Annotated in this window: 10 protein-coding genes and 1 pseudogene; 3 read left to right on the forward strand and 8 right to left on the reverse strand. The window is 38.6% G+C overall.

Annotated elements, in window-relative coordinates:
* Positions 1–195: 195 nt before the first annotated feature.
* Positions 196–570, reverse strand: coding sequence for a helix-turn-helix domain-containing protein (locus FTU12_RS13505; RefSeq protein WP_078191873.1), 375 nt, complete (start codon positions 568–570; stop codon positions 196–198).
* A 115-nt stretch (positions 571–685) separates the two neighbouring features.
* Between FTU12_RS13505 and FTU12_RS13510 the strand changes: the two genes are divergently transcribed.
* Positions 686–1540, forward strand: coding sequence for an SDR family oxidoreductase (locus FTU12_RS13510; protein WP_180007685.1), 855 nt, complete (start codon positions 686–688; stop codon positions 1538–1540).
* A gap of 57 nt (positions 1541–1597) precedes the next feature.
* On the opposite strand, the pseudogene FTU12_RS13515 reads toward FTU12_RS13510, so the two are convergent.
* From FTU12_RS13515 to uvrB, 7 genes and pseudogenes are all read right to left on the reverse strand, one after another.
* A pseudogene (locus tag FTU12_RS13515) lies at positions 1598–2278 on the reverse strand (hypothetical protein).
* Positions 2279–2281: 3 nt separating this feature from the next.
* Complete coding sequence (locus tag FTU12_RS13520; protein WP_218947574.1) at positions 2282–2983, reverse strand: MFS transporter; 702 nt, start codon at positions 2981–2983, stop codon at positions 2282–2284.
* A 307-nt stretch (positions 2984–3290) separates the two neighbouring features.
* Positions 3291–4748 carry a glyceraldehyde-3-phosphate dehydrogenase gene (locus FTU12_RS13525; protein ID WP_180114580.1) on the reverse strand — a complete coding sequence of 486 codons (1458 nt, stop codon included), beginning with the start codon at positions 4746–4748 and terminating at the stop codon, positions 3291–3293.
* A 710-nt stretch (positions 4749–5458) separates the two neighbouring features.
* On the reverse strand, positions 5459–7135 hold the full coding sequence (locus FTU12_RS13530; protein WP_180114581.1) for a hypothetical protein: 1677 nt from the start codon (positions 7133–7135) through the stop codon (positions 5459–5461).
* A gap of 218 nt (positions 7136–7353) precedes the next feature.
* Positions 7354–8286 (reverse strand): EamA family transporter RarD, encoded by a 933-nt coding sequence (gene rarD / locus FTU12_RS13535; RefSeq protein ID WP_078191878.1) that lies wholly within the window; start codon positions 8284–8286, stop codon positions 7354–7356.
* Positions 8287–8413: 127 nt separating this feature from the next.
* A complete protein-coding gene (locus FTU12_RS13540; protein ID WP_180114582.1) occupies positions 8414–9010 on the reverse strand; it encodes a lipocalin family protein in 597 nt (198 codons plus the stop codon).
* A 153-nt stretch (positions 9011–9163) separates the two neighbouring features.
* A complete protein-coding gene (gene uvrB, locus FTU12_RS13545; RefSeq protein WP_180114583.1) occupies positions 9164–11185 on the reverse strand; it encodes an excinuclease ABC subunit UvrB in 2022 nt (673 codons plus the stop codon).
* A gap of 294 nt (positions 11186–11479) precedes the next feature.
* On the opposite strand from uvrB, the gene FTU12_RS13550 reads away from it, so the two are divergent.
* Together FTU12_RS13550 and FTU12_RS13555 are read left to right on the forward strand one after the other, a co-directional pair.
* The gene (locus tag FTU12_RS13550) at positions 11480–12268 is read left to right on the forward strand and encodes a hypothetical protein (protein ID WP_180023438.1); all 789 of its coding nucleotides are present in this window, start codon (positions 11480–11482) and stop codon (positions 12266–12268) included.
* 199 nt (positions 12269–12467) lie between these two features.
* A complete protein-coding gene (locus FTU12_RS13555) occupies positions 12468–13925 on the forward strand; it encodes a sensor domain-containing diguanylate cyclase (RefSeq protein ID WP_180114613.1) in 1458 nt (485 codons plus the stop codon).
* Positions 13926–13935 lie beyond the last annotated feature (10 nt).

Genomic DNA, 13935 nt, shown 5'->3' on the forward strand with positions numbered 1-13935 from the left:
AACTTTAAAACCGCTTATTCTGCCATATTTTAAAGAATTTCTCGAACAATATTATTCAGCAATACTATAAATTTCATTCATCTTGGTGCTGATGCAAATTTTTAGGAAAATCCGCACATCGCTCGAAAATCTTTAGCTCATCATCAAAATAGCTTTGATAAATAGCAAACGAATTTCACTCCCCATTTCTGAAAGCTATTTACGTGCATTTTCCTTGGCTTCAATAATTTCAGGCAAGGTTCGTTCAACCCAACCAATCAGATGCATTAACTTTTCTGCAGCCTGTGAGCCCATTAAAGTCAGTTGATATTCAACTTTGGGTGGCACGACTGGATAGACTGTCCGTAAGATAAAACCATCTTGCTCGAGCATTTTCAGCGTTTGAGCCAGCATCTTTTCGCTTACCCCTTCGATACGTTGCTTAAGTTCACTAAAACGGTGTACCCCTTCAGTCAAACAACGTAAAACTAATACTGACCATTTATTGGTGAGATGTTCCAATATTTCTCGAGATGGACAATCTGTGGATAAAACTTGACCTAATAATTTACTTGTAGCGTATGTGTTCATTAAATCTTTCCTCAAAGTCACTAACTTACTTTTTGGTACGTACTTACATTTAGTAAGTTAACAGATTAAGATTCAACCATCAAGATCATTGATTCAACAATCAGAGGGTTTAAATATGAAAATCGCAATTACAGGTGCAACAGGTCAACTAGGCCAATTGGTCCTTCAATTTTTATTGAAAGAAACCGCGGCCGAAAACATCATCGCTTTAGTTCGATCACCAGAAAAAGCAGCATCTCTACAAGCTCAAGGCATCGAACTTCGTCATTTTGACTATGATCAACCAGATACACTTGTTCCTGCACTACAAGGTGTCGATAAATTATTACTCATTTCTGCCAATGAAATTGGTCGGCGTACTCCACAACACAAAGCCGTAATTGATGCTGCAGTAGAAGCGAAAGTTCCATATCTTGCTTATACCAGCCTGTTACGTGCAGATACGTCACCATTGGGTTTATCTCAAGAACATCGTGAAACAGAAAGTCTGATTCAAGCTAGTGGTTTAACCTATACCTTCTTACGAAATAACTGGTATGTCGAAAACTATCTTGCTGCTGCAGGACATGTGGTGGAAACAGGTACCTTATTTGGTGCAGCAAAGGATGGGAAAATTAATGCAGCGACCCGTGCTGACTATGCTGAAGCAGCTGCAAAAGTACTTACAAGCTCTGGTCATGAGAATAAAACCTATGAACTTGCAAGCTCAGACAGTTTCACATTGGCACAGCTTGCTGAAACCCTACAGCAAGTTTCAGGTCAAAATGTTCACTATCAAAATCTAACTACAGAAGACTATACACAAGGTCTATTACAAGCTGGATTACCTGCTGGTCTTGTAGATGTGATCGTCGATGCCGATATCAATAGCATTGACGGTGCGATGCAAAGTGATCGTAAGGACTTGGAACAGTTACTCGGTCACCCAACTACTTCTCTACGTAGTGCTGTTGAAGCTGCTTTAAAATAAGATTGAACCCACAAAAAAGCCCGAATTGATTCGGGCTTTTTTTGAGTTGAATCATGCTTATGGATGTACATTTTTTATCGGCAAATCCATATTCATATCTAAATTTGCCTTGGTATTACGCTCTGCGTTGTACATCGTGGCATTAAAGGTTGCAATTTTTCGCATGGTCATCGGGTCATTCAGTTTTAGCTGTGGTGCAAACTGATGTACCACATGCAAATCAACTTTTTCATTAAACTCAAAATACACAGGGCCATTAAAATTAATTCGAATAGGAATGTTATAGGTTCTTTTCAAATGAAAAGGCACATCTAACTTGACAGGAATGTCCATTTTTAAGGGAAATTTCGGCACAAGTTTATTTTTAATCACCAAATCTGTGGTCGCCTCAAGCGGCATCGTCTGGTTAATTTGAATATTGGTGGAATAATCAATATCCACTGAGATCGGAACCTCTACACTAAACTGCAAATCTGCCAGATATTTTCCCTTTAAGGGCAGTTACAGCTTCCGATCTAAAGCAATCTGCGTATCCAACGTCCCGATGGACTGCGTTTGCAAATAATTGCCAACGGAAATTTTGGTGGGTAGTGAATGCGACAATTGAATATCTGCATTTTTTGCACGTACTTGCATCGACGCATAAATATTTAAATACAACCAAAATAGTACCGCAACCAACAATGCAACTGCGATAAAACTCAAAATGATACGCTTCGCCGATTGAAATATCCACATGGCTTACTCCTGAGCTTTCGCTTCAGTTTTGGCATGCTCTCTATTGAGTCGCATTGTTTTTAGTGGAATCACCAATTCACCCTTTTTAATTTGAACGGGCAACGTATTTTGTACGTCCACTGTCGCTTTCAATGCCGTTTTAATTGGAACATTCAAATTACCTTCAATAGGAATGTTGGTTTTTAAATTTGCATTGAGTGGAATATGCAGGTTTTCTTTCAGCACGGTTTTGACTGGCGCATCAAATTTTAAATGTACTTTTTGCTCCAAAGGCACATTCATATTTACTGAAATATCCAATTGTATCGGGATATCACCTTTGAGTGGCAATGTCACATCCTGCCCCATGACTCTGACTTTCACTTTGGTATTCACAGGAAGGTTTTGATTCACTTTCAAAGTTTCACGCACTGGAATCGTGGTCTTGATCGGGACTTGATTATCAAAATACACCCGTGGTGTCAGCGTTTGAGTTAAGGGAATATTTAAATTTTCATGTATCGGAATTTCAGCATTCACCCGCCCTGTCACATCCACATCCAAGGCATCATGAATTTTGACTTCGGCTTGTAATGGCTCTTGCAGGTCGATATTGACGTTTTGATTTTCTAGTGGGATATAAATATTAAAGTGCTTAAACACCCAAATGGCGATGAGTACACCACAGAGTGCAGCAAACACAATAAATGCCAATCCACTGAGCATGTGCTTTGCTTGCAAACTAAATTCCTTTTGCTTTTTTATTTTTACAGCTTTATTTTGAACACATTACCCAAACCAGTTTGCAATTTTTTGTATTTATTTCTTTAATGATTTCATTAACTTAAAACTTGAATATTTTAGTTGGCTTTTTCATTATAAATGACTCACACGCATCTAACAGTGGCAGAAATAACAAGACATTTCGATGCTTTTGATCAATCCATTCATCGTCTATGCCTTAAGCTACTCATCCCTACTCTTTAGATAAAAAAAAGAGCCTCAAATGAGACTCTTTTTTAGCTTTCACAAATTATGCATTTGTTTCAGCAGGAACTTTTGGATAGCTTACGCCGCCCATTTGTTCAGCAATGCGAAGTACCTGGCAGCTATAACCTACTTCGTTATCATACCAAACGTAGCAAGTTAAACGGTTGCCTGAAGTGATGGTCGCTTGAGCGTCGAATACACCTGCAGTACGAGAACCGATAAAGTCAGAAGATACAACTTCAGTCGAGTTTGTATAACCGATTTGACCTTGAAGGTTAGAATTGATTGAGATTTGGCGAATGTATTCATTTACTTCATCACGATCAACTTCTTTGTCTAAAGTCAGGTTCAGAATTGCAAGAGATACGTTTGGCGTAGGAACACGTACAGAGTTACCAGTCAACTTGCCTTTCAGTGCAGGAAGTGCTTTCGCAACCGCTTTAGCAGCACCAGTCTCAGTAATAACCATGTTCAATGTTGCAGCACGGCCACGACGATCAGCTTTATGGTAGTTGTCGATCAGGTTCTGGTCGTTTGTGAACGAGTGAACTGTTTCAACGTGACCATTGATCACTGTGTATTTGTCGTTTAACACTTTCAGTGTTGGAGTGATCGCATTGGTAGTACAGCTTGCAGCAGAGATGATTTGATCTTCATCAAGGATGTCAGCCTGGTTCACACCAAATACAACGTTCTTCATGTCACCTTTACCAGGTGCAGTTAGAATTACACGTGCAGCGCCAGCGCATTTAAGGTGCTGTGCAAGACCTTCAGAATCACGCCATTTACCTGTGTTATCGATTACAAGTGCATTGTTAATACCGTAAGCAGTGTAATCAACTTCAGATGGGTTAGACGCATAGATCACTTTGATGAAGTTACCGTTTGCAATGATTGCTTCGTTTTCTTCATCAACAGAAATCGTACCTGCGAATGGACCATGAATAGAGTCACGACGTAACAAAGACGCACGTTTTTCTAAGTCACCGTCAGATGATTTACGAACAACGATTGCTTTAAGGTTAAGACCACGGCCTAAACCAGATTGGCTGATCATCAAACGTGCAAGGATACGACCAATACGACCGAAACCGTAAAGTACAACATCACGGTTTTCAACGTTAGTTGCATTGCCTTCAAGTGATTTCACAGCGTCAGCAACGAATGCGTCAACATCACCGCCTTTTTCTTTGAACTCAACAGCAAGTTTGCCAAGATCAATTTCAGCAGTACCGATGTTTTCGATTTTCGCTAAAGCTTCAAGAATTGGGAAAGTGTTCACAACTGAAAGTTCAACGTCAAGTACGCGAGTACGACGATGCGCTTTAAGAATTTGGATAACCGAACGGTTAATTAAAGAACGACCGTATACTGTAGCTACGATGTTTTTTTCACGATATAACTGACCCACTAGGGCAATCATACGTTCCGCGATTTCTTCACGGTTTTTCCAGCGACCTTGGTGCTCTGCATGTAGGGCAACGATAGTGTCTTTGCTCACAGATACGTCCTCTAATTAATTGTAAATCTAAGCATAAATTTCAAAACCCCACAATTGTAATGGAAAACTGAAAATTAATGAATCTAAAAGCAGATTTCGACAAGGTTATTTTGTTATATATTCACTATCAATTTTCAAAATAATCATGATTAGTATTATGATTTTATAGCCGAAAGTTGAAAAACAGGCTTTTTCGCAGATTTTTGTCACAAAATTTCAAATGTAGTTTTATCAACCAGATCTCAGCAGATTTAGCTCAAAGATGAACGAATATTTATATTTTTCAAATTGTGGTGTTTTTTATTTTGCTCAATTTATAGTATTTTTACTGATGCTAAGCTCGTAATAATAAGTTCACATTTTTAAATGATTTTTAAGAATATTCGACGGAGTCTTACACCTGAGGTTTGAATAAAGGGTTTAGCCTTCAGCTGGAGGTACTCTTACGAAACGTTGTTTCTCATTTGGCAAAATGAGAAGCGTGCTTCATAAGGAAACCATCTTGCGGAGCAATGCTCCTCACCGCAAAACTCGTTCACTACTGTCAATTTATTCAAAGTATTGCAAAAACATTTTTTATTAGAAATAACCTTGTCTTAGACAATTGAGGATAACATTACCGAGTATCGTTCTTTTATTTGGATCAAATTACGCCTCTAATGTTACTGCCTAACATTAGTTTTAAAGTCAGATCAATATTTAAAATTCTGTTAATTTTTCAGATTCTCAGCAAACTTTTCCAAATTAAAATCAAAGAAATTTACACTCAGCTCTAATATTTTCGGTAGTGCATTTAAACCATTCTCTCCAGTACTAATCGCAAAATATCTCTGATCACTAAAAGACTGCACCTTTAAGGCATTTTCACATGGCTCAAAATCGAGATTGACGAGCTGTGACGCATGTTCCTTTAGCAACATTAAAACCTGCATATAAGTTTGTCGCTTTTTTTGCTGCTGCGCTTTTAAAGCATCGGCTTCAAGGCTTTCATACTCCCCTGTTTTCGTCATGCGTTTGGAAAATCCAACATGCGCGCCATGGGCACCCGTATTTTCTACAATTACGTCTTTAGCAAAGATCTTCTGTTGATCCTCGTTCGGCTGCAAGAGCGCTTTCAACGCCGTATGAATTTGCTGTGACTGCTGATGATGTAACTCCCAATCATCTTCGTTTTGAACATGAAAAATGTGCGTACGCCGTTTCAACAAAAGCACCTGCCAAGCCTGTAGTTGAAGTCGCAGTCGCTTCAACTCCAAACTTGCCTCAAACTTAGGGCAACTACTCAAGACGTTTAGACTCGTGATGAGCTTCTGAGATATTTGCATGCTATGGAAAAATACAAAGTCATGCTGTATCTGCTCACTCAGTTGATATTGAACAGTCTGATGTAAGGGCTTCAATATCAATGTATTGAACTGCTGCTCAAAAGCAGGTAAAACCGTCGCTAATTGAGTAGCATCCTCTACATGCAGCATTAAAAGTAGATGCTTATCTACCCGTGTATGTAGTTGCTGCATTAAATTTTGTAGATCTAAATGTATAAAACCTGCAATGGATGCCAACTTTGAGACTCGAAATTTTAATTGTTCGATCTGCTGATTCTCTAAAGCAGTAGTTAAATCTATGGCCACCCCATCAAAAACGTCGTCTGCTAAGGCATCATTATGCTTTGTCGATAAAAACCGAGTTGCTGAATACTGCGTCGTCCAATCTAAATCAGGCGACAAAATATAAATAAACTCAGATGTTTGTACAATTTGTAAATATCGCGTTTTTTGTTCACGCTTTAAATAATATTTAAAAATCGGATGTTGCCAAACCTCAGATGATTTCGGGATAGAAGCATCAAAAACTTGCCCTAACATATGTGACTTTAAGAAAATCTCGATCAAGAAAATTTTAACTTGCAGAGCAGTGAGTTGACGTGCATCACTCGGCGCAATCAAATCCATTTCACGAATGATTTGTGCGGCATTTAAAATAAAATGCCGATGTAATACGTTTTTTTCATGCTGTAATTCAAAATCTTCTTCTGCATCTATTTTATTGATATAGAGTAGGTTTTCTTCTAATTTTTGCGCAACTTGAATACTCTGGGTCAATATCCTAAGTTCTTCGAGCTGTGTTGCCAAATACTGTGCATGCTCACGCATGACATCATATTTTAGTACTTTCATCAGCATACCCAAATTCATCGGTACATCGCTTTGATACGACTGTGATGAAGACTCCCAACGAATACCTTTTTGCGATAACACCTGCTGTATCTGTGCTAAATTGGATTGATCAAGATCAGTGCATACTTCAGATACAATACTCCGCCAATGCTGATCCAACACAGGCTCTAGCTGCAAAAGTTTAGCGTTTTGATGAAATGGGACAACCACTGACTGCTTCCTGTATCTTGGTTCTTTAATCGATCTTTTATCGATTTCAGTTTATTTTTATCTAAAATAAATATTTTTGTACACCATCATTCAATGCTGTTCTTCCTAAACAACAAATTGAATCATGGCGTGTTTTAGTTTTCTAAGTTTAAGATTTTATTAAAAAACAGCAAGCATTAATTGTAAACTGATCAATTTAACGTACCAGCATTTTCAGTCTAAGAATCGATTCGATCATTTAACGCTTTTACATTTTTTGCTAGCGCACGTTCATTTTGCTTTTGTTTAAACAGATGTAAGACGCCTTCTATTACCAATAACAACACTGCACCCCAAATTGGAATATAAGTTAGCCATTCTTCGGCTTCTACTCGCTCCCCCAATGCGATCGATGCAAAGGCTAACAACACGGGTTCTAAATAACTCAACAAACCAAAAATCACAAATGGCAGATAACGACTCGCCAACATATAGCTACCTAAGCCAAGTGCGCTCAAAAAACCAAGTCCTAAAACCGCCAAAATCAGATACGGGAATAACGACATCAGCGCTAAACTATCGCTATGAATAAATCCTAAATAAAAGGCTACAGGCAGAATTAAGCAAAGATCCCACCAAAAACCACCCAAATGATCGGTTTTAAAGGTACGACGTAAAAAGAAATAAATCGGATAAGCCACAGCAACATAGACAGTTTCCCACGCGATACTGCCAATACGCCAAATTTCGTGGCCGACCCCTAAAATTGCCAATGCCACGGCAGCCATCTGCCATTTAGACAGCTTTTCTTTATACAGTACACATCCAACCAGAACCATTACTAAGGGCAATAGAAAATACCCTAAAGATACTTCTAGCCCTCGGCCATTAATTGGTCCCCACAAAAACAACCAAAGCTGTGTAGTACATAAAAATGAACTAATGATTAACCAAATGAGAAAGATCGGTTGCTTGACCACACGCCAAAAAATTTCACTGACTTTGTTTAAATCTTTCATCCACCACATAAATAAGGTTAAAAATGGCAAGGTCGCCAACATGCGCCATGCAAAAGTTTGCTCGCTATCTAGAGGTTTTAAAAAGATGGTAAAGAAATACAAAATACCGAAAGTGACCGATGCCAATACAGACAATGCAACGCCTTTATACATCTTTCACTCCAGTCCAAATGACTACATAATCTTGATATTTTGCTTGATGAATCAAGCTTCTCGCCTGGACATTCTAGCAAATAAAAAACCATGCACAGGCATGGTTTTTTAGCATTTGTTCAATTATTTAGGTTTTAGGTTTCACTGTCTGCTTGGTATGAATAATATCTGATAAGTCATAACCGACAGATTGAGCATAATTTAGATATTCCTGAATCACTTCCTGATCTGGATGAGCCGAACGAGAAAGAACCCACATATATTTACGACGTGGCTCACCCACCAAAACTGTTTGATAGTCTTCATCGGCTTTGAGTACCCAATAATCACCACGCCCCACAGGCAACCAACGAATGGCTTCTGGTAAGAAACTAACTTTTAATTTCGTGTTAAACGGTGCATTTTGTACAAATGCCTCGCCTATTGATTGCTTCTTGGTACCATCTTTAGATACACAGCGATTATTTACATTAATGTTGCCATTTTCATTTAGCGTGTAAACCGCAATCACATCACGGTCACAGCTTTTTTGAAAAACCATAGGCTTACGAGCTACTTCATACCACATACCTAAATAACGATCGAGCTCGACTTTTTCCACAGTCTGTAACGGTTTCGTCTGTGCATAGGCCATTGTGGCTGCACCCAAACCAATTAACACTGCTGCACCAAGTGCAATTTTTGCGAGCTTAAAACCTGCTTTGGGAATATTCGTTGTTGTCATTTTATGCCTCATTTCGCTGCAAAATTATCGATAAAATAAAGTAGATTCTTTTCTCGTGATTTTACTCTAGCGGAAAAAATTGCTCTAAAAATCATTTTCTTGTCTGAATTATGTATGTCATTCAAACAATATTCCGCATCTTGTCTAACAAAATTATGAAATCATCTGTGCTTTTAAACGCAAGATTTCATCGCGTAAACGAGCCGCTTGTTCAAACTGTAATTCCTTAGACGCTTTTAGCATTTCTTTTTCCAACTTATTCATATGTTTTGCCAGAAGTTTTGGATCCGACATCAAATGACGTTCATCTGCAGTTAATGCCTTGGCCTGATCTGAAATTTTTTCATCGATTTCATCATCTGTCAGCACTTCACCTGTATCAATATCATTGACGTTTTGACGCACTGCACTGCGTGGCGTAATGCCATGTTCAAGGTTAAATGCAATCTGTAAATTACGACGACGATCCGTTTCATCAATGGCTTTTTGCATGGAGTCAGTCATACGATCTGCATATAAAATCGCTTTACCGTTTAAGTTACGCGCTGCACGACCAATGGTTTGAATCAAAGAACGCTCAGAACGCAAGAAGCCTTCTTTGTCTGCATCTAAAATGGCGACTAGAGACACTTCTGGCATATCTAAGCCTTCGCGCAGTAAGTTAATCCCAACAATTGCATCGTATACACCCGAACGCAATTCATGGATAATTTTAGTGCGCTCAACAGTGTCAATATCAGAATGTAAATAAGCGACCTTAATACCATATTCTTTCAAATATGAAGTTAAATCTTCTGCCATACGTTTGGTTAATGTCGTAACCAATACACGCTCATTTAAGTTTTTACGATTATTAATTTCTGACAATACATCATCCACTTGCGTTAACACTGGACGAATTTCAATTTCAGGGTCGACCAAACCTGTGGGTCGAACCACTTGCTCAACGACTTGTTCAGACTTTTCCATTTCATAATGTGCAGGCGTTGCACTGACATAAATGGTCGAAGGAATAATCCGCTCCCATTCTTCAAATTTCATTGGGCGGTTATCAAGCGCACTTGGTAAACGAAAACCGTAATTGACCAAATTTTCTTTACGTGAACGGTCACCTTTATACATAGCCCCAATTTGCGGTACGGTAACGTGCGATTCATCAATGATTAATAAAGCATCATCAGGTACATAATCAAACAAAGTCGGAGGTGCTTCACCAGAAGGACGGCCAGACAAGTGGCGTGAATAGTTTTCAATACCATTGGTATAGCCAAGCTGCTGCATCATCTCTAAATCATAACGTGTACGTTGTTCGATACGCTGTGCTTCGAGTAATTTATCATTTGCACGAAAGAATCCTAGTCGTTCTGCGAGTTCTTCACGAATCGTTCCAATTGCACGCTGTAAATTATCTTTAGGTGTTACATAATGGCTTTTTGGGTAAATCGTAATACGTGGCACTTTACGCACCATTCTGCCTGTCAATGGATCAAACCATCGAACTGAATCAACTTCATCATCAAATAACTCTATTCGAATGGCATTTTGATCAGATTCAGCAGGAAAAATATCAATAATTTCACCACGAATACGGTATGTGCCCCGTAAAAATTCGAGTTCATTTCGGGTGTATTGCATTTCCACCAAACGACGGATGATATCATCACGGCTAATACGGTCTCCTTCCACGATATGCAGAAGCATACTCATATAAGCATTGGGATCACCCAGACCATAAATAGCTGAAACTGACGCTACAATAATTGCATCACGTCGCTCTAATAATGCCCGTGTTGCCGAAAGACGCATTTGGTCGATATGATCATTAATCGATGAGTCTTTTTCAATAAAAGTATCTGAAGATGGAACATAGGCTTCGGGTTGATAATAGTCATAATAACTGACGAAGTATTCCACGGCATTATGCGGAAAGAAGGCTTTAAACTCGCCATAAAGCTGCGCAGCTAAAGTTTTATTATGCGCCATAATAATCGTTGGACGTTGCGTGCGTGCTATCACATTTGCCATGGTATAGGTTTTACCTGAACCTGTTACCCCTAAGAGCAACTGATCATGCATTCCTTTTTCAATCCCCTTCACCAATTTCTCAATCGCTTGAGGCTGATCACCTGCCGGCTGATATTGTGTTACCAGTTCAAAAGGCTGTTTCTGCATCACACTCTTCTTCAACAGTTTTATATGGCTTTATTATGAGGGCAAAGTTGCACAAAACAACGCTAAATTTATGTAAATACCAGAGGCGTGTACGGACTGTAAAATTATAATTCAACATAAACCCATAGATTTTTTTCATGTTTGAAAAATAATTCGCCTGATTTCGCATGTTTTTCTTGAGGAAACTCTTGGCTCTAAAAAAACTCAAGAATAAAGCGTTCATTTATCCCTTATTGATACTTGACCTATATAAATTTCACCTGCAACATGAACAAAAGGACGCCACAGATCAAACTTATGACTTACCAATATCATGACGAAAGTATTGTTAAAAACCTACCCGAAGATACTATTTTTGTTTTTGGCAGCAATATGGCAGGTCAACATACTGGCGGTGCAGCGCGTACTGCCCTAGAGCATTTTGGTGCAATGAATGGTATTGGTCGTGGATGGGCTGGTCAAAGTTTTGCTATTCCAACGATGAATGAGCATTTACAACAAATGCCATTGTCTCAGATTCAACATTATGTTGATGATTTTAAAATCTATACCAAGAATCATCCGAAGACCAAATATTTCATTACTTCGATTGGCTGTGGTGTCGCTGGCTATAAAGTTGAAGAAATTGCTCCCATGTTTAAGGGGATTTCTAGAAATGTTATTTTTCCAATTTCATTCCGTCCTTTCGTTGAAAAAGCTTTACCTAAACTTACTTCGAAACTTCTACATACAATTTTTCAAGACTCGGTAATTTTTGCACCTTCGGCAGATGAATTGGTTGATGTTCTGGCCTTAACAGATAATGAAAAAAGTCTTGCGAAAATTGTGCTGAATACCCAAATGTACCCGACAGATAGCAATGGTCGTGACCGTATTTTTGAAATTGAAGATATTTTGCATGCCCTGAATGGGAAAATATTTGAGTTTCAAAGTAATTCTGAAGGCCCGATGATGTTTGGCGGCGTCATTTTAGCCCTACTTGAACTGTACAATATCAATGAAAAAGATTTCATCGATGTTTGGAAAGCTGAACGTGAAATCGCTGCACCAAAGCCTGAAAATAAAGCCCGTAAAGCCAGCCGCTAAAGGCTCTTTTCACCACATTTGAAACACCCAAAAAGCCAATGTCCATATTGGCTTTTTTTCTACGGTTGATTAATGGTTTTTAGCGACTTAAGTCACATTAAAAATAAAGTTTATTTTACATATCACATTATTTTAATATCATTTTTTTTCATCTTATACTACATGCTGTAATTATCATGAAGAATGACGAGCACATAAAATAGACATGCTAGATTCTCCTTTTTTTGAGCTATCCCCCATTGCCATGTGGCTTGAAGATTACAGTGAAGTCAAAAAACAATTTGATCTCTGGCGTCAGCAAGGTGTGCAGGATCTCTCCACTTTTCTTCAACAAGATGAATCACGTATTCTGCAATGTGCGAGAAAAATAAAACTCTTACAGGTCAACGCAAAAACGTTGGAACTTTATCAAGCACGTGACTTTGAACATTTATGTCAAAACCTTGATTTAGTTTTTCAGGCGGAGATCTGTCAAACACACATTAGAGAATTGGTTGCATTATGGAATGGTGAAACACATTTTTCCCATTCTGCCGTGAACTATACGCTCAATGGACAACGCCTAGACATTCAACTCAAAGGCATCGTGCTACCGAGTCATGAGCAGGATTTATCTGCCGTTTTAATTACGACTGAAGATATCACCTCTTATACTGAAGCTTGCCGTTTACAAGAACAAAGTCGTCATTTGGCAGAAGCGCGTTTTCATTATTCTCCAACCTCACTTTGGGTCGAAGATTTTAGCCGGATTAAAATCAAATTAGATCAGCTACGCGCTTTAGAAATCGAAGACTTTGTCACTTTTTTGGATGTTCATCCCGATTTTGTACAAGAGTGCATTAAAGAAATACTGATCGTTGACGTCAATCAAGCCACGCTTGATTTATTTGGCGCTCCGAACAAAGAAATATTGCTCAAAAATGTACATAAAGTGTTTGCCAAAGAAATGCTGCAAACCTTTAAAGAACAGTTGATTGAACTTTGGAATGGCAATCTACATCATCAACGTGAAGCTATAAATTATGCACTTGATGGCAGTATTCGCCATGTCTTGCTGCAATTTACCGTATTTCCCGATTATCTTGATGATTGGAGCACCGTGCAGGTTGCTTTAACCGATATTACCGCACGTAAAAAGGCTGAAAATTATCTTGAATATTTAGGTAAGCATGACGTTCTAACTAAGCTCTATAACCGTTCATTTTATATCGCAGAAATCAATCGTCTCGAACGCAATCAATTACGTCCTGTTTCTTGTATTTTTATTGATTTAAATGGACTAAAAGAACTCAATGACAGTATTGGGCATGATGCTGGTGACAGTATCCTCAGACGTCTGGGCAACATTTTAAACCAGCTTATTCAGCATACGCCCTATTCTGCTTCGCGCATTGGCGGTGATGAATTTGTCATTCTATTACCGGGTGCAGATGATGCAGCACTGCAAAACTGCTTACAAAGTTTGAATGAGTTGTTATTGGTCGATAACCAATTTTATTCTAATCAACCGATGAGTATATCGATTGGCTGTGCCACCAATGAGCTGAATGAGCGGATGGAAGATATGCTCAAACGTGCCGATCTGGACATGTATCGTCAGAAGAAAAAGTATTATCTCAATAAAGACCGAAGAATTCAGTCTGAAATACGCAATTAACATCAATAAT

The organism is Acinetobacter sp. YH12063 (assembly GCF_013419715.1).
Classification (GTDB): Bacteria; Pseudomonadota; Gammaproteobacteria; order Pseudomonadales; family Moraxellaceae; genus Acinetobacter; species Acinetobacter amyesii.

What these genes read in the sequence shown, in the direction of transcription:
- FTU12_RS13505 (WP_078191873.1), bottom strand. Translation starts at nt 570, where the DNA reads ATGAACACATACGCTACAAGTAAATTATTAGGTCAAGTTTTATCCACA.
- FTU12_RS13510 (WP_180007685.1), top strand. Translation starts at nt 686, where the DNA reads ATGAAAATCGCAATTACAGGTGCAACAGGTCAACTAGGCCAATTGGTC.
- FTU12_RS13520 (WP_218947574.1), bottom strand. Translation starts at nt 2,983, where the DNA reads ATGCTCAGTGGATTGGCATTTATTGTGTTTGCTGCACTCTGTGGTGTA.
- rarD (WP_078191878.1), bottom strand. Translation starts at nt 8,286, where the DNA reads ATGTATAAAGGCGTTGCATTGTCTGTATTGGCATCGGTCACTTTCGGT.
- FTU12_RS13540 (WP_180114582.1), bottom strand. Translation starts at nt 9,010, where the DNA reads ATGACAACAACGAATATTCCCAAAGCAGGTTTTAAGCTCGCAAAAATT.
- FTU12_RS13550 (WP_180023438.1), top strand. Translation starts at nt 11,480, where the DNA reads ATGACTTACCAATATCATGACGAAAGTATTGTTAAAAACCTACCCGAA.